Here is a 26,248-nt window from a genome sequence, read left to right on the forward strand (position 1 = left end):
TGAACATATAAGAAGGAACGGGTCATGGATATCATTCGCGCCATTGAACAGCAGCAGATCAAGCAGGACGTCCCCGAATTCAACGTGGGCGACAACGTGAAGGTCCACTACCGCATCGTCGAGGGCAACCGCGAGCGCGTTCAGGTGTTCCAGGGCGACGTTATCCGCCGCCAGGGCGCTTCGAACCGCGAGACGTTCACCGTCCGCAAGATCAGCTTCTCCATCGGCGTGGAGCGCACCTTCCCCGTGCATTCCCCCAAGATCGAGAAGATCGAGGTCGTCCGTCGCGGTGACGTGCGTCGCGCCAAGCTCTACTACCTGCGCAACAAGGTGGGCAAGGCTGCCAAAATCAAGGAGAAGTCTTTCCGCTAAGCTCTGCGAAGCAACCTGTACAAGAACCCCTCGTTTCACACGGAGCGAGGGGTTCTTCTTTTGCATGCGGCGCTTCTGCTATGATGCGGGAGCGCCGATAGAAATCGGAGAGGGAGAGGGAACGCATGGGACTGACGGTGGCCGACATAAAGCAACGATTGCAGCAGGCTGACGAAGCCGAGTTCGCCGTGCTGGAGCGCTCTTTGGCGGCTGAGACGCGCAAAGGGGTGCTCGCCGCTATGGAGAGCGCGCGCAAGCGTCTTGCGGCGCAGGCTGCCGAGCGCGAGCGATTGGCTTCGATGTACGCGTACGAGCGCGAGCTGGCCGCAGCGCGCGGCGCGCAGGTGATCGTGGGGCTTGACGAAGTGGGGCGAGGTCCTTTGGCGGGTCCGTTGGCCGTAGGGGCGGTCGTGCTCCCCGACAAGCCCGTTATCGAGGGATTGAACGACTCGAAGCAGGTCAAGCCCGAAGCGCGGGAGCGTATAGCCGCTCAGATCAAAGAGACGGCGCTTGCTTGGACGGTCGAGTACGTGGAGCCTGCCGACATCGATGCGTGCGGCATGACTGCAAGTTTGGTCACCGCTTTTCGGAGGGCCGTTGCAAGCGTGGAGCGCGCGGGCGCGCGTCCTGATGTGGTTTTGCTTGACGGCAATCCCTTGCGCATGGATCCGCGCGAAGTGAACGTGGTGAAGGGAGACGGCCGCTGCGCCTCCATCGCTGCGGCTTCCATTGTGGCCAAGGTGGAGCGCGATGCGCTCATGTGCCGTTACGCCGAAGAGTATCCGGCTTACGGATTCGATTCGTGCAAAGGGTATGCGAGCGCCGCGCATATCGAGGCAATCAAGCGGTACGGCTTGACGCCCATCCATCGCGTCTCGTTCTGCACGGCGTTCACGCAGCCTGCTTTGTTCTAACGGTTTCTCCCCGAGCCCCGTCGGATGCTTCGACGGGGCTCGTTGCATTTCCGCCCGCCGCTGCCGGGGTTGATCGGGCGTTGACGCAGAGCGCGGAATGCGGCGCGCAGGGCTTCGCGCGCCGGACTGCATCAACCGCGGCCCCCGGACGGCATCCTTTTGGTTTCCCCTTGTCTGACCTGGATGTTTTCAATCCTGCTTGATTCGTGCTGGAAGCGCGCTGGAAACGCGCTGGATTCTTGCTGGGTTCGCGCGCGAAACGCGCTGCATCTTGGCTGGAACCCGCGCTGATTCGAGCAGATTCGCGCAGGGTCGGCGCTAGACGCACGTCATGTTTCCGCTAGGTGCGCTCGCTATGATAGAGCCACGACGAAAGGGGGAACGGTCATGGAAGATCGAACGGGAGTTGCCGAGCGGGTTGCGGCGCCGGCGCGCGACGAGGAAACGAGCCTGGAGGCTCGTTCAGGGGACGATCGGGGGAGGAAGCGAGGTCGGGGGCGCAAGAAGGGATCGGGCGCCGCTGCGGGCGCCGACTCGCACAACATCGAGCTTGGGAAGCGCGGCGAAGATGCCGCTGCCCGGTTCCTGTATCGACGGGGCTACGAGATCGTCGAGCGGAATTGGACGTGCTCGGCAGGGGAAGCCGACATCATCGCGCGAGATGAAGAGTGGGTGGTGTTCGTGGAGGTGAAAACGCGGTCGAGCTGCGAGAAGGGGTTTCCCTCGGAGGCGGTGGACCCTGAAAAGCGAAAGCGCTACGAGAACATAGCAGCTTTGTTTTTGAGGGACTACGACGTGGTCGACGTGCCGGTGCGCTTCGACGTGGTCTCCATCGTGCTGGTTGCGCCCGATCGCGCTATGATCCGCCATCACATCAACGCGTATTCGTCATGATGGCTGCGAGGGGGCGCTGCACGGTTCGCGCCGCTGCGGTTCGCGGCGTCGAGGCGGTGGCGGTGGACGTCGAGGTAAGCGTTTCGAACGGGATCCCCGGTTTCGCTATCGTGGGGATGGCCGACGCGTCGGTGCAGGAGTCGCGGGAGCGCGTAAAGGCCGCGCTGCGGTCATGCGGGTTTACGATGCCTGCGAGCAAAGTGGTGGTGAACCTTGCTCCGGGCACGCTCAGGAAGACGGGAACGGGGTTCGACCTGCCCATTGCTGCGGGCATCTTGTGCGCTACGGGGCAGGTGGACCCGCAGGCGGCGGAAGGGGTCTTGTTCGTGGGGGAGCTGTCGTTGGAGGGTGCGGTCAGGCCGGTTGCCGGCCTGCTCGCTCACGCGCTGTGCGCGAAGCGGTTAGGCTGCGCGTTGGCTGCCGCGCCCTCCGAGGGGCTGTACGCCGTCAAAGGCGTGGTGCATCGCTGTGTACAGAGCCTTTCCGACTTCCGCACGCTTCCGTTTCCCGTCATGACCGGGCGGCTTGCCAAGGGCAGCGAGGCATTGCCCGACTTTCGCGACATTGCGGGCCACAGCATGGCGAAGCGGGCCTTGCAAATAGCTGCGGCTGGAGGCCATGGGGTGCTCATGATGGGTCCTCCCGGCTCGGGCAAGACGATGCTGGCCTCGAGGCTGCCCTCCATTCTGCCTCCTTTGTCGAAAGACGAGGCGCTTGAAACGGCGGTGGTGCATTCGGTGGCGGGGGAAAGCCTGGAAGCCGTGCTCGGTGGCGCGCGCCCGTTTCGGAAGCCTCATCACTCGGCTACGCTGGCGGGTTTGGTCGGAGGCGGGTCTCCCGTTCGCCCGGGCGAGATAACCTTGGCCCACAACGGCGTTCTGTTCTTGGACGAGTTGGCGGAGTTTTCGCCTTCGGCGCTTCAGGGGATACGCCAGCCTTTGGAGGCGGGCCGGGTTACGGTTACGCGGGCGGACGGCAACATCGACTTTCCGGCTCGGTTCATGCTGGTGGCGGCGTCGAACCCGTGCCCATGCGGGTACTACGGCGACGAGGAGGAGCCGTGCACGTGCTCTCAGCGTCAGATCAAGTTGTACCAAGGGCGCATCGGCGGGCCCATCATGGATCGCATCGACGTACATATCGACGTGCGCCGCATACCTCCAGGCGAGGTGCTGGCAACCGGGTGCGGGACCGGCTCCGAAGAACTGCGCCGCGACGTGCTGCGGGCGCGGGAGTTCTCGTCGTGGAGGCGCGCGCGAGCCGCCGAGAGCAGGCCCGATACGTCGGAGGCCCTTGTGCGGGCCTGCGGCCTTTCGGACGACGACGAGAAGTTCCTCGAAGAGGTTGCCCAGGCGAGCCGCATGAGCGGCCGGGCCATCATGCGCACGCTTGCGCTGGCGCGCACGGTGGCGGACATGGAGGAGCGCGATCGCGTGGAGCGACGGCATTTGTGCGAAGCGGTGGGATTCAGGCTTCGGGAAGGGGAATCATGAGCGCGCGCGTGCAGGGGCGGCCTCTTTCGGGTCCGCGGCACGTGCTCGAGCTGGGCGGAGGTGCCTACCCGAAGGCCCTTGCGGTCGTATCCAACCCGCCGAAGAAGCTGTACGTCGTTGGCAGCGCAGATGCTTTGCAGGAGGGGATCGCCATCGTGGGAGCCCGCAAGGCCACCCCTTATGGGCGTGGCTGCGCCCAGCGGTTCGCGCGTATTGCCGCCGAACGCGGCGTGTGCGTGGTGTCGGGCGGCGCGCGCGGCTGCGACGCCGCCGCCCATCGAGCGGCGCTCGATGCGGGAGGGCTTACGGTCGCGTTTCTGGGCGGAGGATGCGATCGCCCTTACCCTGCCGAGCACAGCGGCCTGTTCCAGCAGATCGTCGATGCCGGCGGTGCGGTGGCATCCGAGCATGAATGGGAAAAACCGCCTTTGCCTCATCAGTTCCGCACGAGGAACCGCCTTATAGCGGGACTCGCGCGAGCCACGCTCATCGTGGAGGCGGGGCTGCCGTCCGGGACGTTCTCGACCGCCGACGAGGCGCTGGCTGCGAACCGCGACGTCTTGGTGGTTCCCGGCGCCATCACAGCGGCTTCGTCGCGCGGCGCCAATCGATTGCTCTATCAGGGCGCGACGCCGGTGATCGACGACGAGACTTTCGAGGACGCGCTGTTCTCGCTGTTCGGCTGCTTGAAGCAGGAGCGCTTTTGCCCGGAAGGGACAAGCGCGGAAGACGAGGATCCGGTGGCGGCCGCCTTGCGCGCGGAGTCTTTGGGCATGGAGCGCTTGATGGATCTTGCGCGCGAGTGCTGCGACGGGGAGGACGCGCTTCCTTGGCTCATGCAACGGCTTGTCGAAGGCGAGCGCGCGGGCCTTTTCGCGCGGCATCCGGACGGCCGGTGGGGACCGGTGGTCCGATGACGCGCGTGTTCGGAGCGGTCTCATGCCCGGTTTCGGCGGCTTCGAAGGGGCTGTTGCGGCGAAGCGGGGGAGTTTCGCGGTTTTTGCCTTGTGCGCGGCCGGGGTTTGGTATCCTTGCAGGCATGTCTAATTCAACGGTAACCATACTTGGAGCCGGGCTTGCGGGAAGCGAGGCCGCGCTGCAGCTTGCCGACCGCGGCGTTCGCGTCCGGCTTGTGGAGATGCGCCCGGTTTCGTCTACGCCCGTCCATGTGTCGTCGGACTGCGCTGAACTCGTGTGCTCGAACTCCCTCAAAAGCACGAAGCCGCAAAGCGCCGCCGGCATGCTCAAGCGCGAGCTTGCCCTGCTTGGCTCGCAGGTTTATGCGGCAGCCGAGCGCAACGCGGTTCCCGCTGGCGGCGCGCTTGCGGTCGATCGCGCCGCTTTTTCCGCCGACGTGACCGAGCGGATCGCGGCGCATCCTTTGATCGAGCTGGTTCGGGAGGAAGCGACCGGCCTTGCGGCGTACGCGCAGGGAACGGACGCCCTGGTGGTCGTCACGGGCCCGCTCACCTCCGATGCGCTTGCCGAGGACCTTGCTCGATTCACGGGCGGAGAGCATCTGGCGTTCTACGATGCCGCCGCTCCCATCGTCATGGCCGATTCCCTTGATTTCAGCAAGCTGTTTCGCCAGAGCCGCTACGAGGACGCCGAAGCCGGCGCGGGCGACTACCTCAACGCGCCGTTCAGCCGCGAGGAGTACGAGGCGTTCATCGAAGAGCTGGTGAACGCGGAGCGCGTCATCAAGCGCGACTTCGAGACGCGCGACCTGTTCCAGGCGTGCCAGCCTATCGAGGAGATCGCCCGCAAGGGCGCGGACGCGCCTCGGTTCGGAACGCTCAAGCCGGTGGGGTTGACCGACCCCCGCACGGGCCGGCGGCCTTGGGCCGCCCTGCAGCTGCGGGCGGAAGACGCGCAGGGCATGAGCTACAACCTGGTGGGCTTCCAGACGAACCTGACGTTTCCCGAGCAGCGTCGCGTGTTTCGCATGATCCCCGGTTTGGAGAACGCGGAGTTCGCGCGTTACGGCGTGATGCATCGCAACACGTTCGTCGATGCCCCGCGCTTGCTGGATGCGCAGCTGCGTCTTCGCCTTGACGCGCTGCCCGGTTCGACGGTCCCGGTGTTCGTTGCCGGACAGCTTGCCGGCACCGAAGGGTATTGCGAGGCTATCCGATCAGGCTTGCACGTAGCCCTGTCGACGGCGGCGTTCCTGAAGGGGCAGAACCTGCCCGAGCTTCCGCGCGACACGGCGTTCGGTGCCCTTATGGCCTACGCGACCGATCCTGCTACGGTGGACTACCAGCCCATGCACGTGAACTTCGGCATCATGGCTCCGCTCGACCAGCATATCCGCAACAAGCGCGATCGCTACGCTGCGTACGCTGAGCGCGGCGAGCGGGCGTTGCTGGCGTATCGCGACAGCCTTGCCGCTTGCGGTTTGCTGCCGTCGGCCGAAGCCGACGTTGAAGCAGGCCATGGGGAGGCGCGCGTCGATGCCCGCTGAGATCGGCGGCTCGCTTGACGCCGTCGATCGGCCTGAGTGCGACCCGGCTGCCGCAGCCATGGTCGAGGCGTTCTGCGAGGCTATGCGCGTAGAGCGCAACGCCTCGGTCCACACGGTGCGCGCCTATCGGATCGACCTGATGGACTACGCGCGCTGGGCATGGCGCGAGGACATCGATCCCTTGCATGCGAGCCATCGCCAGCTTCGCCGTTATCTGGGCGAGCTCGATCACGCGCAGTACTCGCGCACCACCATCAACCGGCGGCTGTCGGCTCTGCGCAGCTTCTTTCGCTGGCTCAACGTGACGGGCGCGGCCGACGAGGACCCCGCCAGCGTGCTGCAGGGCCCCAAGCAGCCCAAAAGCCTGCCTCACGTGATCCGACCTGCCGATATGGTGAAGCTGCTCTCCGTGTACGGGAAGCGGGACTCGGCCGGCAACGTGCGCGGCCAGTCGTATTCGGACATGCGCAACCAAGCGCTGCTCGAATTCCTGTACGCGTGCGGCGCGCGCGTCTCTGAGGCGTCCGGCTTGCTCTCGGCGCACGTGGACTTCGCAACCGGCCAGGTCAAGGTGTTCGGCAAAGGATCCAAGGAGCGCATCATCCCGCTGCACGACATGGCGGTGGCCTCGATGCGCACCTACGCCCTGATCGCGCGCCCCAACCTTCTGGGCGATCGCGCCTGTGACTACTTCTTCGTGTCGACGCGCGGAAACCGGATGGGCACGGACGCCATGCGCAAGATGTTCAAGGACGCGGTGCGCCAGGCCGGGCTGGACGGGACGCTTTCCCCCCACGACATGCGGCACACCTTTGCTACGGATTTGCTGGAGGGCGGCGCGGATCTGCGCACCGTGCAGGAAATGCTCGGGCACGCCAGCTTGTCGACGACGCAGATCTACACCCACCTGACGCCCGGTCGCCTCAAGAAGGTTCACGCGCAGGCCCACCCGCGCGGGTGACCTCTCGTTTTCGCCAAGCTGGTTGCGGTCTCGTGACTGCTGCTTGACGCTTTGCCGCCGGCGCGTAGGCTGCGGATCCGCACCCTTCATACTGGGTCTGGCGGCTTCGCCGCGCACAGGGAGAATCCGGGCGAATCGGCGGGAGGAAGCGTATGAGCAGGAAGATGAGGGCGTTCGGCTGCGCGGCGGCAGCGGTGCTTTCCCTGGTCCCGTTTCTCGGCGGCTGCTCGGCGTTCTGGCTTTGATCGGGCGTCGAAACTCGCCGAAACGGACCTGCCGAGCAAGCCTGCCGGACGCGCGCTTCTGTTTGCAAGCATGCGCAAGAAGCCTATAATAGCGAAGCGTCAATGACGGGTTTGCCGCGGTGAAGGGACGAGCTCATGCTGAAGATATCGACCGAGAAGCTCCTGCTGGTGGCAGGCGTCGTGTGGTTCGTCGCGGGCATCAACATCGCAAACATCGGCATTGCCGCGTACTTCAAGGAAACGGGATGGCTGTTCTGGGCCTTGGTCGGCGGGACGTTGCTGATCTTCACCTTGTTTCACATCTTCGTGTTCTCGAAAATGGTGGGCAAGCACGCCGAGCGCATCCGGGGCTACAGCGAGGACAAAACGCACGTTCTCAAGTTCTTCGACAAGAAGGGCTACATCGTCATGGCGTGCATGATGGGCTTTGGCATCGCCCTGCGCGCTTCGGGCTTGGTGCCCGACTGGTTCATCGCGTTTTTCTACACCGGGCTGGGCGCGGCCTTGGCGGTGGCGGGAGTGAGCTTCGTCCTGCGGTACTTCAAAAGCGCGAAAGCCGGCTGCCCGGTGCTGCCGAAAACGTACGCGCATCACGACAAGGACTAGCGTTTCGGACTGCGGAAGGCTTCTCGACGCGGTTCTGGGAAGCGAACGCCGTCGGGCGCTGCTCGGAGGAGGATCATGGCTCGGATATTTGTGGTCGAAGACGATGCGTCGCTGCGCGAGGAGCTTATGCGCCTGCTCGAGCTGCAGGGGCACTTCGCCTCGACGAGCACGGACTTCGGCCGGATCGCTGAGGCGGCGCTTGCCGACGATCCCGATTGCGTGATCTTGGACTTGAAGCTGCCGGGGCCCGGCGGGCATGCCGTATGCCGAGACATACGGCGGGCCAGCCAGGTTCCCATCATCATGCTCACCTCGTCCGACAGCGAGTTCGACGAGGTCATGAGCATGAACCTGGGTGCCGACGACTACGTGACCAAGCCCTACAATCCCGCTGTGCTGCTCGCCCGCATCCAGTCGGTGCTGCGGCGGGTCCAGCGACAGGAGCCGCCTTCTCGCATTGAGCACAAAGGCGTCGTGCTCGATGCCGGTCGCGGGCGGGTTTCGTACGAGGGCGAATCCACCGAGCTCACGCGAAACGAACTGAAGATCCTGCACCTTCTCATGTCGAATCGCGACGTCATCATCTCGCGTCAGGATCTCATGATGGAGCTGTGGCAATCCGATGCGTTCATCGACGACAACACCCTGACCGTCAACATCAACCGCCTGAGGAAAAGCCTCTCGTCTATCGGGGTGCCCGACGATTTCCTGGTTACGCGGCGGGGTCAGGGCTACCTGGTATGACGCCGGGTTCCTACTGCAAAGACCGGGCGGTGTTCATCGTCGTCGGGGCGGCGTGCGCCCTTGGGGTGGCCGGCATGTTCGCGGTGCTGGGCCAGGGCGTCGATGCGGCGGTTCTGTCCGCAACGTTCGTCGGAGCGTGCTGGGCGATCGCCTTGGCGCTGGACTACGCCCGTCGCCGGCGCTTCTGCCGAGAGCTCGAAACTCTGTCCGAAGAGCTCGACCAGGCGTATTACGCCTCGGCGCTCATGGAGGAGCCGTCGTTTCTGGAGGGCCGGCTTGCCTATCGCGCGCTCGAACGGGTGGGCAAGGCGGCGGCCGACGACGTGACGAGCCACAAGCAGGAAGCCGAGGCCTACCGCGAGTACGTGGAGCTGTGGATCCACGAGGTGAAGACGCCTATCGCCGCTGCCGCGCTCATGGCGTCGGGGCTTCACGGAAGCGAGGGATCCAGGATCAAGGGAGAGATCGACCGCATCGAATCCTATGTCGAGCAGGCCCTGTACTACGCCCGCTCCACGTCGGTCGAGCGGGATTACGCCATACGCGAGACCGCGCTTGCCCAGGTGGTGCGCGAAGCTTGCAAGAAGAACGCCCGCTACCTGATCGAGCGGGGGACCCTGCCGATCATCGAGCTGGACGACGACGTGCGGGTGTTCGCAGACGGCAAGTGGCTCGGTTTCATCATCGGGCAGGTGCTGTCGAACGCGGCGAAGTACGGGGCGACCTCGGTTCGGTTCTCGCTGCGCGAGGTCGATGCGGGCACGAAGGACGCGTGCTCGATGCTCGAGATCGCCGACGACGGTCGCGGCATTCCCGCTGCCGACGTGCCGCGCGTGTTCGAGCGCGGATTCACCGGTTCGAACGGTCGCGAGCGGGGGAGCTCCACCGGCATGGGCCTGTACCTGGTGTCCCAGATGTGCCGCAAAATGGGCTTGGGCGTGGCGATCGCTTCCGAAGAGGGGGTTGGCACGCGCGTGCTGATGCGGTTCCCGCACGACCGCCGCCGTCTGGATGCAAGCCGGTAGCCGCTGATCATCTGCGCCTTTTCCGCGCGACTTCGAACCTTTCAAATTCGTAAGGGCAGTGTAAGTTCGCCCGATGGCTCTTCGTTTCCACGCGGCGTACTATCGTTGCAGTCCGAAAAACGCAAAGGAGCAACCATGACTGAAGTGTACGCGACGCCGCAGGATGCCGCCGCAGGCGGCTACGGCAAAGTCGCGCCCGTAGGAGGCGCGCAACCCATTCTGTCCGTTCGCCAGATCCAGAAGGTCTACGGCAGCCGCGATTCCGTGACGCATGCCATCAACGACATCAGTTTCGACGTCATGCCGGGCGAGTTTCTGGGGATCATGGGACCTTCGGGTTCCGGCAAGACGACGCTGCTGAACTGCGTCGCCACCATCGATACGGTGACGAGCGGGCATATCCTGGTAGGCGGGCGCGACATCACCACGCTGCGCTCCCGTGCGCTCGCGAAGTTTCGCCGCGACGATCTGGGATTCGTGTTCCAGGATTCCAACTTGCTCGATACCCTGACCGGGTTCGAGAACATCGCGCTGGCGCTCACCGTCAAGGGCGAGCCGGCTTCCACGGTGAAACCTAAAGTAGAGGCCGTGGCGCGCACGCTCGGCGTGTCGGAAGTGCTGGGCAAGTATCCCTACCAGATGTCGGGAGGCCAGAAGCAGCGCGTCGCTGCGGCGCGCGCCATCGTGGCCGATCCCAAGATCGTTTTGGCCGACGAGCCCACGGGCGCCTTGGATTCGCGCAGCGCCCAGGCCATGCTCGACACGCTGACCATGATGAACCGCGACCTGGGCGCCACCATCATGATGGTCACGCACGACTCGTTCGCGGCCTCGTTCGCCGATCGCATCCTGTTCGTCAAGGACGGCGCGGTGTTCAACGAGATCCGACGCGGCGACACGTCGCGGTCGGCCTTCTTCGCGCGCATCATGGAAGTGGTCACGTTCCTGGGCGGTGACGTGCGCGATGCTGGCTAAACTCGCTGTTCGCAACGTTCGCCGCTCGGTGCGCGACTACGCCATCTACTTCGTGACGCTCGTGTTCGGCGTGGCGGTGTTCTATGCGTTCAACTCCGTGCAGAGCCAGTCGATCCTGTTCGATTTGGAGGGCGCGTCAACTGAGAGCATCTTCAACCTGACGGGCCAGTTCTTGAGCATGTTCTCGGTTCTGATCGCCTTCGTTCTGGGCTTTCTGGTGATCTATTCGAACCGGTTTCTCATCAAGCGCCGCAAGCAGGAGTTCGGCACCTACCTTCTTCTGGGCATGCAGCCCGGGCAGGTGTCGGCCATCGTGCTCATGGAGACGGTGGCGGTGGGCGCGGTGTCGCTCGTCGTGGGCCTCGTGCTGGGCGTGGCGCTGTCGCAGGGGCTGTCGTTTTTCACGGCGGGGCTCTTCAACATTCCCATGCAACAGTACCGGTTCGTATTCTCTCCGGAGGCGTTCGCCCAGACGCTTATGTGCTTCACGATTATCTTCGTGGTGGTTGCGGCGTTCAATACGCTGTCTATCAGGCGTTACAAGTTGATCGACCTGCTGTCGGCGAAAAGCCGCAACGAGGGTTTCCGCGTGCGCAGCCCCTGGGTGAGCCTGATCGGGTTCGTCGCGTCCGTGGCGCTGCTGGCTGCGGCGTACAAGACGCTCATCGATTGCGGGTTCGTGGACCTCGGATGGCAGTTCTATCTGGCGACCGCGCTCATGCTGGCGGGAACGCTCCTGTTCTTCTGGTCGTCGGCCGGGTTCGCGCTCATCGTGGTCGAGCGCACGCGCAGCGTGTACTTCAAGGGGCTGGCCATGTTCACCATGCGCCAGATCGCCAGCAAGGTCAACACGGCGTTCCTGTCGCTTTCGGTGATATGCGTCATGCTGTTCTTCTCGTTGACCGTGTTCTCCACGGGAACGGGCTTGGTGAGCGTGTTCACGGGGGATCTCGAGCGAAGCACGCAGTTCGACGCCACGCTTACGGCCAACGTGTACTTGGGCCATAGCGATTTGGCGCAGGATCGCCTTGAAAGGATGCGCGAGGAGGATCCCGCGGAGGCCGAGGCCTACCTTCAGCGGGAAAAGGAGCGCGCTCAACAGCTGCGCGAAGAGGGCGGATCCTGGAACTGGGACATCGCTGCGCGCATTTCCGCCGATGTTCCTTCGTGGAACGACTTCGTGAAGGAATCGGTTCAGGCCGACCTGTACCAGCCGACCGAAGGAACCACCACGTACGGCGAGTTCATGGACCGCTACCAGGTGGGCACGGGCAATTCCCTGAATGACAGCGGCATGCGTTCTCAATCGCTGGTGGTCGTGGGCGAGTCGCAGTTCAACGCCGTGCGCACGCTGACCGGCCAAGACCCGGTGAGCGTGGGAGAGGACGGCTATGCGGTGAGCAACGCCGTGACCGCGATCAAGGAGCTGGCGCGCGCGATGGCGGAAGAGGGACGCCAGGTGAACGTGGCGGACCGTACGCTCACGGCGACGGGCGCGTACGTGGAACAGGTGCTGGCCACGTCTCCGTTCGTCAACGATGCGGGCATCGTGGTCGTGCCCGACTCCGTGATCGCCGAGGTGCGCGCGTCCGAAGTGATGCCTTACGTGAGCTATCTGGACGTGAACTACTCCGTGGACGACGCGCAGGGCGACAAGATGCTCAACGATGCCCTGGCTCAGGCGTTTCCGCCTGACGACCAGCAAGCGAACGCCGGCTGGTCGTACGGGTCGCAGCCTTGGCCCGTGACCACGGTCATGACCAAGGCCGAGGTGATCGAGCAGGCGGGCGGCATGAACATGCTCATCACGTACCTGGCGCTCTACATCGGGTTCACCTTCCTGATCACCACGGCGGCCATGCTGGCCATCCAGCAGCTGTCGGAGACGAGCGACTCCCTGCCGCGCTACAGGGTGCTCGCGCAGATCGGCTGCGATCGCCGCATGATCTTAGGGTCGCTGCGCACGCAGGTGCTCGTGTACTTCCTGGCGCCCCTTGGGCTTGCCGTATGCCACGCGGTGTGCGCCGTCAGCGTGATCGGCTCGAGCATGTTCGACCTGTTGGGCGTGTCCGTGAGCGGCCCCATTCTGATGACGGGCGCGCTGACCGTGCTCGTGTACGGAAGCTACCTGGCGGTGACGTACTTCACGTGCCGGGGCGTCATCAAGGGATCGCTCGGATCGAAGCTTCTGGGATAGGCTCTCTGCGTGATCGAACGTGCGGGGCGTCCGTTCGGGCGTCCCGCATCATGTCGTCGGCCCCCTTGTCTCACAGAGGCGAGGGGGCCGACGGCTTATTTCCCAAGCAGGTGCCGAATGGCGGCCACGGGATGCTTTTTCAGCATGCGAGGACCGGCGTAGCGCATCACGGTGCGGATCCGCTCGCGCATTTCGGGCTTGTAGCACTGGTTGCCGCATTTCTCGCACGAGGTTTTCACGTCCATCTTGCGGCAGCGCTCGGTGCGCAGCGCGGCGTACTCGTCGAGGTGCGCGCATGCGGGGCATACGGCTTCGCCGCAGTGCGCGCGCTCTGTGCGCTCGGCGCTTCCGTGGTTTTCCGCGCAGTAGAGGGCGACCATCTGGGAAATGGTCCGCTTCTCGCGCTCGCGCCGCTTGGCTGTTCGGGGGGTGTCTTCCATAGGCGGCACTGTACCACAGCTTGCGCGCTGCGGCTCCGTATCGAACGAAATGTGCGCAAACCTTGAACAAGAACATACGAACAAATGTTTTTGCACCATCTCCGCGCGGCGTGCGCTACAATGATCGATTGCATGGAAATGATAGTTTCCAGGTATCTATATTTGCCCCCTTGAACCGGGGGCGGAGGATGCCTGTCGAACGATACAGGAAGAAAGAGCGGAAGCGCATATGGGACAGAACGCTATCGTTATCAAAGGTGCCCGCGAGCACAACCTGAAAAACGTCGACCTTGAAATTCCCCGTGACGAGCTGGTCGTCATCACGGGCTTGTCGGGCAGCGGCAAGTCGAGCCTCGCGTTCGACACGATGTACGCCGAAGGCCAGCGCCGCTACGTCGAGAGCCTTTCGAGCTACGCGCGCATGTTCCTGGGCCAGATGTCCAAGCCGGATCTGGACAGCATCGACGGCCTGTCGCCGGCGGTGTCCATCGATCAGAAGACCACGAGCAAGAACCCGCGCTCCACGGTGGGCACCACCACCGAGATCTACGACTACCTGCGCCTGCTGTTCGCGCGCGTGGGCGTGCCGCATTGCCCCGAGTGCGGGCGCGTCATCAAGAAGCAGACCACCGACCAGGTGACCGACGAGATCCTGGCGCTCGCGCCCAACGCGAAGGCCATCATCATGGCGCCGGTGGTGGCCGGCCGCAAAGGCGAGTTCACGAAGCTGTTCGCCGATCTGCAGAAGGAGGGCTTCAGCCGCGTTCGCATCGACGGCGAGATCGTGAAGCTCGACGGCGAGCCGCGCACGCTCAACAAGAAGATCAAGCACTTCATCGACGTGGTGGTGGACCGCGTGCAGTTGAAGGAGAGCGCGACGAGCCGCATCGCCGAAGCGGTGGAGCTGGCGACGAAGCTGGCGGAGGGGCGCGTGCTCGTGCAGGTGCTGGGCGAGGACGGAAAGCCGCTCGGCGAGGGCGGCGGCAAGTCGAGCGGCGCCACGGGCGGCTTGGGCGAGGGGGAGCATATCTTCTCCTTGGCGCTCGCGTGTCCCGAGCACGGCCATTCCATGGACGAGCTGCAGCCGCGCGATTTCAGCTTCAACGCCCCTTACGGCGCCTGCCCGGATTGCCTGGGCATCGGAAGCCGCGAGGAGGTGGACGCGTCGCTCGTGGTTCCCGACCCGTCGCTCACCTTGGCCGAGGGCGTGATCGCCCCGTTCAAGACCGGCAACTACTATCCCCAGGTGCTGCGCGCGGTGGCCGAGCACATGGGCACGGACGAGAACACCCCGTGGGAGGACATGCCCAAGAAGGCTCAGGACGCCATCTTGCACGGGCTGGACGGTCAGAAGGTGCGCGTCGACTACGTGACGGTGGACGGGCGCGAAACCTACTGGTACATCGAGTGGGAGGGCGCGCTCGCCGCCGTGCAGCGCCGCTACCAGGAGGCTCAAAGCGATTCCCAGCGCGAGAAGCTGGCCACCTACTTCGCCGTGGTGCCGTGCCAGACGTGCGGCGGCAAGCGCCTGAAGCCGGAGATCCTCGCCGTGACCGTGGGCGGGAAGTCGATCCACGACGTAACGGAGATGAGCGCGGCGGATTCCCTGCAGTACTTCGAGGGGCTTTCCTTCGACGGCCAGGACGGCCATATCGCCGGGCCTATCGTGAAGGAGATCAAGGCTCGCCTGAAGTTCCTGGTCGACGTGGGCTTGGACTACCTGACGCTCGAACGCGCCACGGCCACGCTGTCGGGCGGCGAGGCGCAGCGCATCCGCCTGGCCACGCAGATCGGCGCGGGCCTCATGGGCGTGCTCTACATTCTGGACGAGCCGTCCATCGGCTTGCACCAACGGGACAACGAGCGCCTTATCGCCACGCTCGAGCACCTTCGCGACCTAGGCAACACCGTCGTCGTGGTCGAGCATGACGAGGACACCATCCGAAGCGCCGACTTCGTGGTGGACATGGGCCCGGGCGCGGGCGAGCACGGCGGGGAAGTGGTGGCAGCCGGCACCCCGGAGGAGGTCATGCGCACGGAAGGGTCGCTCACGGCCGACTACCTGTCGGGGCGTCGCGCCATTGCGGTTCCCGAAACGCGCCGCAAGCCGCGCAGAGGGTCGCTCAAGCTGACGGGCGCGACCGAGAACAACCTGAAGAACGTCACCCTCGAAATCCCCTTCGGCACGCTGACCGTGGTGACGGGCGTGTCGGGCTCGGGCAAAAGCTCGCTGGTCACCGACACGCTGGCCCCGGCGCTGGCGAACCGCGTGAACCGAGCGCATCGCCGCACGGGAGCGTACCGCAAGATCACGGGCCTGGACAAGATCGACAAGGTCATCAACATCGACCAGAGCCCCATCGGGCGGACCCCGCGCTCGAACGCGGCCACGTACATCGGCTTGTGGGACGACATTCGCGCGCTGTTCTCCTCGACGCAGGAGTCGAAGGCGCGCGGCTACGGGCCCGGACGCTTCAGCTTCAATGTGAACGGCGGCCGCTGCGAGGCGTGCAAGGGCGACGGCCAGATCAAGATCGAGATGCACTTTCTGCCGGACATCTACGTGCCGTGCGAAGTGTGCGGCGGCGCGCGTTACAACCGCGAGACCCTGCAGGTGACGTACCGCGGCAAGAACATCGCCGACGTGCTCGACATGACCGTTGAGGACGCCCTGGCGTTCTTCGAGAACATCCCCGGCATCAAGCGCAAGCTGCAAACGCTGTTCGACGTGGGCCTGGGCTACATCCGCCTGGGACAGCCCGCCACCACGCTGTCGGGCGGCGAGGCTCAACGCGTCAAGCTGGCCAGCGAGCTGCAGCGCCGCCAAACCGGCAAGACGTTCTACATCCTGGACGAGCCCACCACGGGCCTGCACTTCGAGGACGTGCGCCAGCTGCTCATCGTGCTGCAGCGCTTGGTGGACGCGGGCAACACGGTGCTCGTCATCGAGCACAACCTGGACGTCATCAAGTGCGCGGACCGCATCGTGGACCTGGGTCCCGAAGGCGGCGACCGCGGCGGCACGATCGTGGCGCAGGGCACGCCGGAGGAAGTGGCCCAGGTGGAGGGCAGCCACACCGGGTCGTTCGTGAAGCGCATGCTCGGCTAACGGGCAGATCGCGCCGTTTATGCGGCGCAATGCATATATTGCGAGAATTTACCGATTCTTGTCTTTACCAAGGCCGTCGCGCGTGAGACTATACGCGGCGGCCTTGGCGCTTGACGGCGCCGGGGAAGCATTCGGAATCGATCAAGAGTCGGAGGAGACGTGGCGGAAGCGGTAGCGGCGACGGGTGGAAGGCGCCATGTGGCGCGCGGTGTGGCGTGCGCGTTGGCGGGCGGCATCTGCTGGGGCTTTTCGGGTACCTGCGCGCAGTTGCTCATGGAGTACGGCGCGCCGGCAACATGGATCACCTGCGTGCGCATGCTGATAGCCGCCGCATTCTTCCTGACCATAACCGCCATGCGCAACTGGCGCGACCTGGTGGCGGTGTTTCGCGACTGGCGCTCGCTTGCCGAGATAGCCGCCTTCGCGGTGTTCGGCGTCGTGCTCACGCAGATCAGCTACCTGTACGCCATCGAGTACACGAGCGCGGGGGTGGGCACCACGCTCGAGCAGGTGGGTCTCGTCTTCATCATGCTGTACGTGTGCCTGCGCAAGCGCCGCTTCCCGAAGCTGCGCGAAGCGGGCGGCCTGCTGCTTGCCCTTGGCGGCATGCTGGTCATCGCGACCCAGGGCGACTTCGGCGGCCTGGCCATTCCGGTGGAGGGCCTGGCCTGGGGCCTTCTGTCTGCCGTCGCGCTGTCCTTCTACACGCTCATGCCCGTGCGCGTCCTGAAGAAATGGGGCGCCATGCTGGTGACGGGCCTGGCCATGCTGTTCGGCGGCTCGGCGGCCTCTGCGGTGTTCCAGCCCTGGACGGTGCCGGTCCAGCTTTCGGGCGGCGCGCTGGCGGCGCTTGTGGCCATCGTGCTGGTGGGCACGCTGGGCGCGTACATGCTGTACCTGCAGGGCGTGGCGGATGCCGGCCCGGTGAAGGCGAGCCTGCTCTGCTGCGTGGAGCCGGTGTCGGCTACGTTGCTGGCGCTCTTTTGGCTGCATACCCCCGTTTCGGCGTGGGACATGCTGGGCTGCGCCATGATCGTGGTCATGATCTTCCTGGTGACCGAGCGCGAGCCGAAAGCGGCGCCCGGCGATGCGGCAGGCGCGCTGGCTGCGGATTTCGACGATCCGCCGCTGTTCGCCGGCCGGGCGTCGGTTCTGGGCTACTACTCCGCGCGCCCTGCCGCGCGCGAGGACTTCGATCGCGTTGCGGCGCTGCTGGACGTGGGGCACGAGACGTTCGCCGAACTGGGGATCGACGAGGGGCGCAGCAAGAAGTACCCCTCGGCGCGCCGTCTCATGCACAGCATAAAGAACGGCACCACGCACGTGATCGAGGACGGCAACGGCCGCGTCATCGCGGTGTTCGCGGTGTCGTTCTCGCCCGACAAGAACTACGACAACGAGCTTGACGGCGCGTGGCTCACCGACACGAAGGCCAGCCCGCAGCCCTACGCCGAGCTGCACTGGGTCTCGGTTGACCGGCATGCGCGGAGGCGCGGCGTGGGCATGTTCATTTTGGACAAGGCGGATCAGATCGCGCGCGCGGGAGGCCGTTCGAGCGTGCGCGCCGACGTGTACCCGCAGAACCTTCCCATGCAGAAGCTCTTGGAGAAGCACGGCTACGAGCGATGCGGCGCCATGGTGATACGCGACGTGTTCGGGCGGGAGAAGCATCGCGTGGCCTACGAGAGGGTTCTACGCTCGCAGCTCTAAAACGGCCGTTTGACGGGGAGTTTTCGCTCAACTGCAAAAAAGTTTCCAAAGTATGCAGAAAGTTCTTTACCGGAGCTGTTCGCGCGTGCGAGAATGTGCTGACGAACAGGCAAGCGCCACCCCGATCGAACGCGACGAATCGATGGACAGTCAGCCGGAGAGCACGCACCCCGACCTCATGCCCCGAAGCGCCTCGCTCGGCGTGGCGGAATGCACGAGGGGAGGGTCGGAATGAGCCAGGTAGCTGAGGCGACGAGCGCGAACGATGGGGGTTCTTCGAGCGAACAGTCGCGCGGGCGCATTTTTCGAGGCGTCGTGTTCGCCGCGCTGGGCGGTATCTGCTGGGGCTTCTCCGGCACCTGCGCCCAGTTTCTCACCGGGGACGCCGCCGTTCCCGTTTCGTGGATTACGTGCGTGCGCCTGCTGTCGGCTGCGGTCATCTTCTTGGTGGTGTGCATGGTGCGCGAGCCGCGCAACCTGTTCGCGGCCCTGCGCGACGTGCGCTCGGTCGGACGCATCGCCGCGTTCGCGCTGCTCGGCGTGCTGCTCACCCAGATAAGCTATCTGACGGCCATCTCCTACACGAACGCCGGCACCGGCACCGTTTTGGAGCGGCTCGGCCTTATCCTCATCATGTTCTACGTGTGCCTACGCACGCGGCGGCTGCCCAGGATGAGCGAGGCCGCCGGCCTGGTGCTGGCCATCGCGGGCACGGTGGTCATAGCCACGAAGGGCGACCTCGGATCGCTGGCCATTCCTGCGCAAGGCCTGTTCTGGGGCCTTGTTTCCGCGCTCGCCCTGGCGTTCTACACGCTTCTTCCCGGCAAGGTGCTCGAGAAGTGGGGAAGCTTCATCGTGACGGGTTTGGCCATGCTCATCGGCGGCGTGGTGGCGACGGTGTTCGTGCAGCCGTGGACTATTCCCGTGACCGTGAGCCCCATGATGGTCGGCGTCATGGCCGCCATGGTGATCGTGGGCACGTTCGCCGCGTACCTGTTCTACCTGCAGGGCATCACCGACGCGGGTCCCGTGCGCGCCGGGTTGGTGGGGTGCGTGGAGCCGGTGTCGGCAACGGTCATCTCCGCGGTATGGCTGGGCACGCCGGTTGGCATGTTCGACATCGTGGGCTGCATCATGATCATCGCCATGGTGTTTCTGGTCACCGATCGCGGCAGCGGCAACGGCAAGGGGGCGGCTGCCTACGACGGTGCCTCCGAAGATCTTCCGCTGTTCCAAGGCCGTGCGTCCGAGCTGGGATACTACGCCGCGCGCCGGGCGACGCGCGACGATTTCAGGCGCGTGCAGTTGCTGCAGGAGGAGACCCATCGCGCCATCGCGCGCCTTGGAGTTGACGAAGGGCTGAAAAAGTACCCGTCGTCGCGGCGCATCATGCGCTCGATCGACGCCGGCAAGACGTACGTGGTGGTGACGGCGGGCGAGGCGAGCGACGGCGATTCGGAGAAGCCCGCCGAGCGCGTGCTGGGCATGTTCGCGGTAAACCCGGCGGGAGATCCCGCGTACGGGCGCGCGACGGGCGCGCGATGGCTCACCGATTCGCCCGAGCCGCCTGATGGCGAGCCTGATTACGCCGCGTTGCACTGGGTGTGCGTTCAGGAGAAGGCGCGCCGGTGCGGCGTGGGCGCCTATATCCTGGGCACGGCGGAGCGCATTGCGCGCGATGCCGGACGGCGCAGCGTGCGCGCCGACGTGTACCCGGAGAACCAACCCATGCGCGCGCTGCTTGAGAAGTGCGGCTACGTGTTCTGCGGCGATATCGAGATACGCGATAGGCTGGGCCGCGTGAAACGCAGGGTGGTCTACGAAAAGTGCTGGTAGCAGGTTAGCGCGCGCCTTGGTCGGACGTATCGGCAAAGGCGCGCGCCAACGTTGGAACCTGTCGAGATTCTGTCTGGTTTGCGCATCCGCCGCCGGCCTGCGCGCGCAAGGGTATAATAACCGGCATTATGTCTCCTCAATCACGTGAAAAAATAGCGCTGGCGGTGTTCGCCGCCTTGATCGTGCTCAGTTTGGGCGGCTTGGGATGGTACCTGGTCGCCGGGCATTCGTGGAACGTTGCGGCTTCCAACATCGACGACACGTTCGGCAACATGGACGGCTACACGGCCATCGTGTACGCGGGCACGGTCCCGCCCGAGGACCCCGATGCTGACGATGCGCTTGTCCCGGACGCGGGCGTCGGGTCGGCTTCTCCCCAAGAGTCCGAAGCGTCCAAGAGCCCCGAGGGCGAGCAATCGGCGGCTTCGGCAGCTGCTTCGGCTTCCGAGGCCGATGCCGCGCGCGCGAAGCCCGAGGCGCTTGACGAAGCGGCTCGCAAGAACAGCGCGCTTGAAACGGCGTCGTCGGCGGCCAGTTCTACGGCATCGAAAGCGAAGAAGCCGTTGACGGTCGAGGAAGCCCGTGCAAGCTACGAGGGCAAGGGCGCTACGGTGTTCGAGCTGGATACGGAATCTCCCGAGCGCTACGCCGAGGGCACCATCCTCAAGAAAGGCGCGCACCGGTTCGGTGTGTTCAGCGTGGACCGCCCGCTGTCGAAGCGCGCCCTCGAGAAGCAGGTGGCGTATTTCGTCGAGCACAAGGTCGACTTCATTGTGGCGGTGACTAACGACAAGGCGCATCTCGAGGGAGTATCCGGGGTGGACATCGTGGTGTCGACGCAGGACGAGGGGCTGTTCGTCATGGGCGAAACGCTTTCCGGAACCTTCTACGTCGACGCGCCGGAAATCGGCAAGGTCGGCGCCATCCTCATATCGCCGAGCAACGTGGTTTCCGCCAAGGTCATCGAGGACCTGTAATAACTCGTTCTTGCTGTATGCAATGCGCGGACGAGTCCTCGTTCGTCTCCCGGAAGGGTCGCTGCTACCGCTCCCGTTTTCCTGCGCGCCGTCTGCCACCGGAAACACGCCGTTGGCCTTCGCACCTCGTCAGAGGGCATTTTTGATGGAATGCCGTTCACCGAGTAAAAACAGCCCGGTTACGCATGTACGCGCATAAAGCCCCCCGTTTCATCAGAAACTGATGAGGTGGCTTTCGGCCGAAATGGTACGATCGCGACAGCGAGGCAGCGGAGGGCTGCTGCCCGCGGCCCTGCATGCGAACCGGGCACCATGCGAACAAGACGACGTCTCCCATGCCCTCGGCGCCGTTTCGCTCGTTGGTTCCCGAAGCGTGCATTCACTGGACGAGAAGGAAGGAGAACGAGGACATGAACCTGTCACGCAGGGGCTTTTTCAAAGCCGCTGGCGCAGCGGCAGCTGCGACCATGGCGTTTGAGCTGTCCTCTCAGTCGGAGGCGTTCGCGGTAGAGCCGTCTTCAGACTGGAAGCTCGTGAACACCGAGGAGTACACGAACATCTGCTGTTACTGCTCGGGTGGGTGCGGGGTTATCTGCTCGACGCGCGACGGCGAGCTGATCAACCTCGAAGGCGACCCCGATCATCCCATCAACCAGGGCGGCTTGTGCCCGAAGGGCGCGACGATGTTCCAGTTGCGCAACGTGGTTGATCCTCAGACGCGCGAGGTCATCAAGAACCCGAACCGTAAGACGAAGCCGCTGGTGCGCCGCCCCGGTTCTTCCGCATGGGAAGACATCACCTGGGACGACGCTATTGCGGAGATCGCGCGCTGGGTCAAGCAGACGCGCGACGCCACGTTCGAGGAGACGTCCAACGGCGTCACGGTCAACCGCACGCCCGGCATCGCAAGCCTGGGCGGCAGCCAGCAGAACTCCGAGGAAGAGTACCTTATCTTGAAGATGATGCGCTCGTTAGGGGTGATAGCCATCGACAACCAGGCTCGTGTTTGACACAGCCCCACGGTTGCCGGTCTGGCAGCTTCATTCGGTCGCGGCTCGATGACGGGCCATTGGTGCGACTACCAGAACGCCGACGTCATCATGACGATCGGCTCCAACAACGTCGAGAACCACCCTGTTTCCGCGAAATGGGTGCAGAAGGCGCTCGACCGGGGCGCGACGTGGATCGTCGTCGACCCCCGCTACACCCGCTCGGCCGAGATGGCGGACATCTACTGCCCCATCCGCTCGGGCACCGACATCGCCTTCTACGGCGGCTTGTACAACTACATCATCGAAAACGACCTGTGGCAGCACGAGTACGTGTTGAACTACACGAACGCCTCGTACCTGCTCGATTCCGAATACTCGTTCGACGTGAACACGGGCATCTTCTCGGGCTTCGACGACAAGACGGCCACGTACAACAATCATAGCTGGCACTACCAAGTGGAGTCCGAAACGCAGTGGGACACCTCGGCTGCGGGCGACTACGCGTGGGTGAACAAGCCCGGCACGCCGGCGTTCACGCCCCTGACGCTGGAAACGCCCAAGAAAGACGAGACCCTCCAGGATCCGATGTGCGTGTTCCAGCAGTTCAAGAAGCATTATTCTCGCTATGACCTGGATACGGTGTCCAGCATCTGCGGCATGGACAAGGACCTGCTCGAGAAGGTGTACGCCACGTACGCCGCAACGGGCGCGCCCGACAAGTCCGGCACCATCCTGTACGCGCTCGGCCAGACGCAGCATCACTACGGCGCTCAGAACTGCCGCGCCATGTCCATCCTGCAGCTTCTGCTGGGCAACGCGGGCATGCCGGGCGGCGGCGTGAACGCCATGCGCGGCGAGCCGAACGTGCAGGGCGCAACCGACATGGGCATGATGGTGCACGAGCACCCGGCCTACCTCAAGTGGCCGACCGAGTACGGCACGCCCACGCTGCGCGATTGGTGCGAGAAGGAAACCTACGCCGACGGCTACTACACCAACAAGCCGAAGTTCCTGGTGTCCTCGCTCAAGGAATGGTGGGGCGACGCGGCCACGGTCGAGAACGACTACGGCTACGATTGGTGGCCGAAGGTTCCCAAGAGCCCGGACTACACCATCATGAGCTCGTTCGAGCTGATGAACAAGGGCGTTATCAAGGGCTACTTCAACTGGGGCATGAACCCGTGCCACTCCGCTCCGAACGCCGGAAACGTGCGCCGCTCCATGGCGAAGCTCGACTGGCTGGTCGTGGCCGACTGGGTTATCACGGAATCCGCCACCTTCTGGGAAGCTCCCGACATGGACGCCTCCCAGATCGACACGACGGTGTACTTCCTTCCCGCCGCGTTGATCTACGAGAAGCCCGGCATCATCCTGAACTCGGGCCGTTGGCTGCAGTACCGCTACGCGGCCGTGGATCCGTGGGAGGAAGCGAAGCCCGACTACGAGATCTGCGACCTTCTGTGGACGAGCATCGTGGACCTGTACAAGAAGGAGGGCGGCGCCAACCCCGATCCCATTCTGAACGCGAAGTGGGACTACTACGTGGACGGCAAGATCGACCCGCGTCCCGTGGCATGGGCGCTCAACGGCTACAAGATCGCCTCGTCCGACTTCGGCAAGGCCGATGTGGATCTGCTGGGCACCTACGGCGATTTGCAGGCGGACGGCACCACGGCGTGCGCCATGTGGATCTACACCGGTTTCTGGGCCAACAAGAAGGCCCCGCTCGATCCGGCCGAGCAGCCTATCGGCCGCCGCAACACCGAGGACAAGTCGGGCATCGGCTTGAACTCCGAGTGGGCGTACTGCTGGCCGTCGAACCGCCGCATCCTGTACAACCGCGCGTCCGCCGACCTGGCGGGCAAGCCTTGGAACCCGCAGAAGAAGCTGGTCGAGTGGACCGGCGAGAAGTGGGACCAGGTGGACGTGGCCGACTTCGTAACGGTCAAGAACGGCACTCCCGTTCCGCCGAACAACAAGGCGTTCTTCATGCTGTGGGAGCAAAATGCCCGTCTGATCAGCTACGGCATGAACGACGGTCCGGTTCCCGAGCATTACGAGCCCTTCGAGAGCCCGGCCGACAACCAGATGAACGGCTCGCAGAACTCGCCGTGCATCCGCTTCGCCGAGTACGAGTCGGTGAAGAAGGGCGACCGCAGCCAGTATCCCATCGCCGTGACCACCTACTCGGTCACCGAGCATTGGCAGACCGGCGGCCAGACCCGCTGCTGTCCGGCTTTGCTGGAGGCGTCTCCCGAGCAGTTCATCGAGATGTCCGAAGAGCTGGCAGCCGAAAAGGGCATCGCCAACGGCGACCTGGTGCGCGTGTTCAACAACCGCGGCTCGGTCAAGGTGCATGCGCTGGTGACGCCGCGCTTCAAGCCGTTCACGGTGAACGGCCAGACGGTTCACCAGGTGGGCATGACCCATCACTTCGGTTGGGCGGGCGAGTTCGGCACGGGCGACGTGGTGAACGACTTGCCGCCGAACGTGGGCGATCCCAACACGTTCGTACCCGAGTACAAGGCGTTCCTCGTGGACGTCGAGAAGGCGTAAGGGAGGGGATGAGAAATGACTGAGAAAGCAATCCTGTTCGACTCCTCCCGGTGCTCGGCGTGCCGTGGGTGCCAGGTGGCGTGCAAGATGTGGAACAACCTGCCCTCCACGCTGGAAAAGAACGGCAACCCTTGGACGGGGTCGTACCAAAGCCCGATGGATCTGAACGGCGACACGCGTCTTCTGATCAGCTTCCATGAAGAGGCCGGCGGAGACAAGGGTGTCATGTGGTCGTTCGGGCGCCGTTCGTGCCAGCACTGCGCGGACGCTCCGTGCGCGACCATCTGCCCGGGCGGCGCGCTTGCCAAGGACGAGGAAACGGGCTTCGTGTCCGTTGACGAGTCCAAGTGCATCGGCTGCCAGTACTGCAAGTCGGCATGCCCCTTCGACGTGCCGCGCTACCACGGTCCCAACAGCAAGATCAACAAGTGCACGGGCTGCCTCGACCGCGTCGAGCAGGGCATGCAGCCGGCATGCGTGACCACGTGCCAGCCCGAGGCCCTCAAGTTCGGCGACCGCGAGGAGATGCTGGCCATCGCTCGCGAGCGCGTGGCGTACCTGCAGGGCAAGGGCTTTGCGGACGCGTGCGTGTACGGCGAGGACGAAATCGGGGGCCTGCATGTGATCCAGGTTCTCAAGCATGGTGTCGAGGCTCATGGCCAGGTTGAGAACCCGCAGGTCAACCCCATGGTTGGTCTGACCCAGATCATGAAGCCGGTCACGGGCGCCGTTACGGGCCTGACGGTTGCGGGCTTGGCCGCCATGTTCGTCTTGGGCATCGGCTACAAGCGCGACAAGCTGGCGTACAACGCCGAGACGGAGGACACGTTGTCCGTCGACAGCGGAAACGTGCTCAAGCACGGCGACGGCCAGGACGAGGAGACGGTGATGGAGCACATCACCGAAAACCTTCCGGGCAAGAAGGGAGGCAACTGATGAGCAAGGGACCCGTTGCGGTTTCCGCTGAGGAAGCCGCCAAGAACAAGGCCTTCTTGGACCAGATGGCGGCAAGCGGCAAGCAGCGCTACATCAAGCGCCATTCGCTGCAGGCTCGCCTGACGCACGGCATCACGATCATCGCGTGCATCCTGCTGTGCATCTCCGGCTTGTTCGTGTTCGTTCCGGCCCTGGCGGCTGCGGTGGGCGCGGACACGGTGTTCGCCATTCGCATGTCGCACCGCGTGCTGGGCGTCGTGTTCGTGGCGGTGCCGCTGATCAGCGCCATCATGGCTCCGAAGGGCGTGAAGCACGTCTTCAAGAACCTGTTCGATCGGTGGGATTCCGACGACAAGAAGTGGATGATGCTGTTCTTCCCGTACCTGTTCATGGCGAAGTGGATCCACATGCCCGACCAGCGCGAGCTGAAGTCCGGCCAGCGCTTCGCCGACGGCATGCTGTGGTTCGCCGGCGCGCTCATGGGCGTGACGGGCGTCATCCTGCTGCTGGGCACGACGGTGTTCGATTTCGGCGGCGGCGTGTACGGCGTGATGCTGTTCCTGCACGACGTGGGCTTTTTGCTCATCGCCGTGTTCGGCCTGGCGCACATCTTCTTGGGCGCGGGCATCTTCCAGCCGTATCGCGGCACGGCCAAGCTGATGTTCGGCGACGGCATGGTGTCCGAGTCCGACGCCCTGTACCACTGGGGCCACTGGGCACGCGAGGAGATCGCAAGCGGCAAGAACATCGTGGAGAAGTAGAAGTAGTTACAAGTAGAGGCTTTCGTTGCCGGGCGGGTTCG

The 26,248-nt window shown here is 64.5% G+C and carries 20 protein-coding genes; 19 read left to right on the forward strand and 1 reads right to left on the reverse strand.

The features are described 5' to 3' along the window. Nucleotides 1-24 precede the first annotated feature (24 nt). From rplS to ACTQZK_RS01120, 12 genes are all read left to right on the forward strand, one after another. The gene (gene rplS, locus ACTQZK_RS01065; protein WP_114565784.1) at nucleotides 25-372 is read left to right on the forward strand and encodes a 50S ribosomal protein L19; all 348 of its coding nucleotides are present in this window, start codon (nucleotides 25-27) and stop codon (nucleotides 370-372) included. A gap of 125 nt (nucleotides 373-497) precedes the next feature. Continuing rightward, complete coding sequence (locus ACTQZK_RS01070; RefSeq protein ID WP_123191365.1) at nucleotides 498-1,286, forward strand: ribonuclease HII; 789 nt, start codon at nucleotides 498-500, stop codon at nucleotides 1,284-1,286. Nucleotides 1,287-1,673: 387 nt separating this feature from the next. Continuing rightward, nucleotides 1,674-2,180, forward strand: coding sequence for a YraN family protein (locus ACTQZK_RS01075; protein ID WP_441898035.1), 507 nt, complete (start codon nucleotides 1,674-1,676; stop codon nucleotides 2,178-2,180). Beyond that, the gene (locus ACTQZK_RS01080) at nucleotides 2,180-3,673 is read left to right on the forward strand and encodes a YifB family Mg chelatase-like AAA ATPase (protein ID WP_114565949.1); all 1,494 of its coding nucleotides are present in this window, start codon (nucleotides 2,180-2,182) and stop codon (nucleotides 3,671-3,673) included. Before ACTQZK_RS01075 ends, ACTQZK_RS01080 begins: the two co-directional genes overlap by 1 nt. Further along, nucleotides 3,670-4,590: a DNA-processing protein DprA gene (gene dprA / locus ACTQZK_RS01085; RefSeq protein ID WP_114565781.1), complete on the forward strand. Its 921-nt coding sequence runs from the start codon at nucleotides 3,670-3,672 to the stop codon at nucleotides 4,588-4,590. The genes ACTQZK_RS01080 and dprA overlap by 4 nt, the downstream gene beginning before the upstream one ends. Nucleotides 4,591-4,712: 122 nt before the next feature. Then, nucleotides 4,713-6,137, forward strand: a complete 1,425-nt coding sequence (gene trmFO, locus ACTQZK_RS01090; RefSeq protein ID WP_441898037.1) for a methylenetetrahydrofolate--tRNA-(uracil(54)-C(5))-methyltransferase (FADH(2)-oxidizing) TrmFO — start codon at nucleotides 4,713-4,715, stop codon at nucleotides 6,135-6,137. Then, a complete protein-coding gene (locus ACTQZK_RS01095) occupies nucleotides 6,127-7,098 on the forward strand; it encodes a tyrosine recombinase (protein ID WP_441898038.1) in 972 nt (323 codons plus the stop codon). The genes trmFO and ACTQZK_RS01095 overlap by 11 nt, the downstream gene beginning before the upstream one ends. 380 nt (nucleotides 7,099-7,478) lie before the next feature. Beyond that, the gene (locus ACTQZK_RS01100; RefSeq protein ID WP_441898039.1) at nucleotides 7,479-7,949 is read left to right on the forward strand and encodes a hypothetical protein; all 471 of its coding nucleotides are present in this window, start codon (nucleotides 7,479-7,481) and stop codon (nucleotides 7,947-7,949) included. Between the two features lie 75 nt (nucleotides 7,950-8,024). After that, nucleotides 8,025-8,693: a response regulator transcription factor gene (locus ACTQZK_RS01105; RefSeq protein ID WP_441898041.1), complete on the forward strand. Its 669-nt coding sequence runs from the start codon at nucleotides 8,025-8,027 to the stop codon at nucleotides 8,691-8,693. Further along, nucleotides 8,690-9,718, forward strand: a complete 1,029-nt coding sequence (locus ACTQZK_RS01110) for a sensor histidine kinase (protein ID WP_441898043.1) — start codon at nucleotides 8,690-8,692, stop codon at nucleotides 9,716-9,718. The genes ACTQZK_RS01105 and ACTQZK_RS01110 overlap by 4 nt, the downstream gene beginning before the upstream one ends. Before the next feature lie 135 nt (nucleotides 9,719-9,853). Next, a complete protein-coding gene (locus ACTQZK_RS01115) occupies nucleotides 9,854-10,693 on the forward strand; it encodes an ABC transporter ATP-binding protein (protein WP_441898045.1) in 840 nt (279 codons plus the stop codon). Next, nucleotides 10,683-12,890: an ABC transporter permease gene (locus tag ACTQZK_RS01120; protein ID WP_441898047.1), complete on the forward strand. Its 2,208-nt coding sequence runs from the start codon at nucleotides 10,683-10,685 to the stop codon at nucleotides 12,888-12,890. Before ACTQZK_RS01115 ends, ACTQZK_RS01120 begins: the two co-directional genes overlap by 11 nt. A gap of 95 nt (nucleotides 12,891-12,985) precedes the next feature. On the opposite strand, the gene ACTQZK_RS01125 is transcribed toward ACTQZK_RS01120, so the two are convergent. Beyond that, the gene (locus ACTQZK_RS01125) at nucleotides 12,986-13,330 is read right to left on the reverse strand and encodes a nitrous oxide-stimulated promoter family protein (RefSeq protein WP_441898049.1); all 345 of its coding nucleotides are present in this window, start codon (nucleotides 13,328-13,330) and stop codon (nucleotides 12,986-12,988) included. A gap of 229 nt (nucleotides 13,331-13,559) precedes the next feature. Between ACTQZK_RS01125 and uvrA the strand changes: the two genes are divergently transcribed. The 7 genes from uvrA to ACTQZK_RS01160 all read left to right on the forward strand — a co-directional run bounded on the left by uvrA (nucleotide 13,560) and on the right by ACTQZK_RS01160 (nucleotide 26,207). After that, the gene (uvrA, locus tag ACTQZK_RS01130; RefSeq protein ID WP_441898051.1) at nucleotides 13,560-16,439 is read left to right on the forward strand and encodes an excinuclease ABC subunit UvrA; all 2,880 of its coding nucleotides are present in this window, start codon (nucleotides 13,560-13,562) and stop codon (nucleotides 16,437-16,439) included. A gap of 159 nt (nucleotides 16,440-16,598) precedes the next feature. Beyond that, complete coding sequence (locus tag ACTQZK_RS01135) at nucleotides 16,599-18,149, forward strand: GNAT family N-acetyltransferase (RefSeq protein ID WP_441898053.1); 1,551 nt, start codon at nucleotides 16,599-16,601, stop codon at nucleotides 18,147-18,149. A gap of 231 nt (nucleotides 18,150-18,380) precedes the next feature. Next, a complete protein-coding gene (locus ACTQZK_RS01140) occupies nucleotides 18,381-19,985 on the forward strand; it encodes a GNAT family N-acetyltransferase (RefSeq protein ID WP_441898055.1) in 1,605 nt (534 codons plus the stop codon). A 128-nt stretch (nucleotides 19,986-20,113) separates the two neighbouring features. Further along, complete coding sequence (locus ACTQZK_RS01145) at nucleotides 20,114-20,962, forward strand: alcohol dehydrogenase (RefSeq protein WP_114565770.1); 849 nt, start codon at nucleotides 20,114-20,116, stop codon at nucleotides 20,960-20,962. 410 nt (nucleotides 20,963-21,372) lie between these two features. Then, complete coding sequence (locus ACTQZK_RS01150; protein WP_441898057.1) at nucleotides 21,373-24,510, forward strand: molybdopterin-dependent oxidoreductase; 3,138 nt, start codon at nucleotides 21,373-21,375, stop codon at nucleotides 24,508-24,510. A 15-nt stretch (nucleotides 24,511-24,525) separates the two neighbouring features. After that, nucleotides 24,526-25,446: a 4Fe-4S dicluster domain-containing protein gene (locus tag ACTQZK_RS01155; RefSeq protein WP_441898059.1), complete on the forward strand. Its 921-nt coding sequence runs from the start codon at nucleotides 24,526-24,528 to the stop codon at nucleotides 25,444-25,446. Continuing rightward, on the forward strand, nucleotides 25,446-26,207 hold the full coding sequence (locus ACTQZK_RS01160) for a cytochrome b/b6 domain-containing protein (protein WP_441898061.1): 762 nt from the start codon (nucleotides 25,446-25,448) through the stop codon (nucleotides 26,205-26,207). Before ACTQZK_RS01155 ends, ACTQZK_RS01160 begins: the two co-directional genes overlap by 1 nt. Nucleotides 26,208-26,248: the final 41 nt, after the last annotated feature.

The organism is Paraeggerthella sp. LCP19S3_G8, assembly GCF_052119225.1.
Lineage (GTDB): Bacteria > Actinomycetota > Coriobacteriia > Coriobacteriales > Eggerthellaceae > Paraeggerthella > Paraeggerthella hominis.

Coding starts and splice junctions, on each gene's coding strand:
- rplS (WP_114565784.1), top strand. CDS start 25: ATGGATATCATTCGCGCCATTGAACAGCAGCAGATCAAGCAGGACGTC.
- ACTQZK_RS01070 (WP_123191365.1), top strand. CDS start 498: ATGGGACTGACGGTGGCCGACATAAAGCAACGATTGCAGCAGGCTGAC.
- ACTQZK_RS01075 (WP_441898035.1), top strand. CDS start 1,674: ATGGAAGATCGAACGGGAGTTGCCGAGCGGGTTGCGGCGCCGGCGCGC.
- ACTQZK_RS01080 (WP_114565949.1), top strand. CDS start 2,180: ATGGCTGCGAGGGGGCGCTGCACGGTTCGCGCCGCTGCGGTTCGCGGC.
- dprA (WP_114565781.1), top strand. CDS start 3,670: ATGAGCGCGCGCGTGCAGGGGCGGCCTCTTTCGGGTCCGCGGCACGTG.
- trmFO (WP_441898037.1), top strand. CDS start 4,713: ATGTCTAATTCAACGGTAACCATACTTGGAGCCGGGCTTGCGGGAAGC.
- ACTQZK_RS01095 (WP_441898038.1), top strand. CDS start 6,127: ATGCCCGCTGAGATCGGCGGCTCGCTTGACGCCGTCGATCGGCCTGAG.
- ACTQZK_RS01100 (WP_441898039.1), top strand. CDS start 7,479: ATGCTGAAGATATCGACCGAGAAGCTCCTGCTGGTGGCAGGCGTCGTG.
- ACTQZK_RS01105 (WP_441898041.1), top strand. CDS start 8,025: ATGGCTCGGATATTTGTGGTCGAAGACGATGCGTCGCTGCGCGAGGAG.
- ACTQZK_RS01110 (WP_441898043.1), top strand. CDS start 8,690: ATGACGCCGGGTTCCTACTGCAAAGACCGGGCGGTGTTCATCGTCGTC.
- ACTQZK_RS01115 (WP_441898045.1), top strand. CDS start 9,854: ATGACTGAAGTGTACGCGACGCCGCAGGATGCCGCCGCAGGCGGCTAC.
- ACTQZK_RS01120 (WP_441898047.1), top strand. CDS start 10,683: ATGCTGGCTAAACTCGCTGTTCGCAACGTTCGCCGCTCGGTGCGCGAC.
- ACTQZK_RS01125 (WP_441898049.1), bottom strand. CDS start 13,330: ATGGAAGACACCCCCCGAACAGCCAAGCGGCGCGAGCGCGAGAAGCGG.
- uvrA (WP_441898051.1), top strand. CDS start 13,560: ATGGGACAGAACGCTATCGTTATCAAAGGTGCCCGCGAGCACAACCTG.
- ACTQZK_RS01140 (WP_441898055.1), top strand. CDS start 18,381: ATGAGCCAGGTAGCTGAGGCGACGAGCGCGAACGATGGGGGTTCTTCG.
- ACTQZK_RS01145 (WP_114565770.1), top strand. CDS start 20,114: ATGTCTCCTCAATCACGTGAAAAAATAGCGCTGGCGGTGTTCGCCGCC.
- ACTQZK_RS01155 (WP_441898059.1), top strand. CDS start 24,526: ATGACTGAGAAAGCAATCCTGTTCGACTCCTCCCGGTGCTCGGCGTGC.
- ACTQZK_RS01160 (WP_441898061.1), top strand. CDS start 25,446: ATGAGCAAGGGACCCGTTGCGGTTTCCGCTGAGGAAGCCGCCAAGAAC.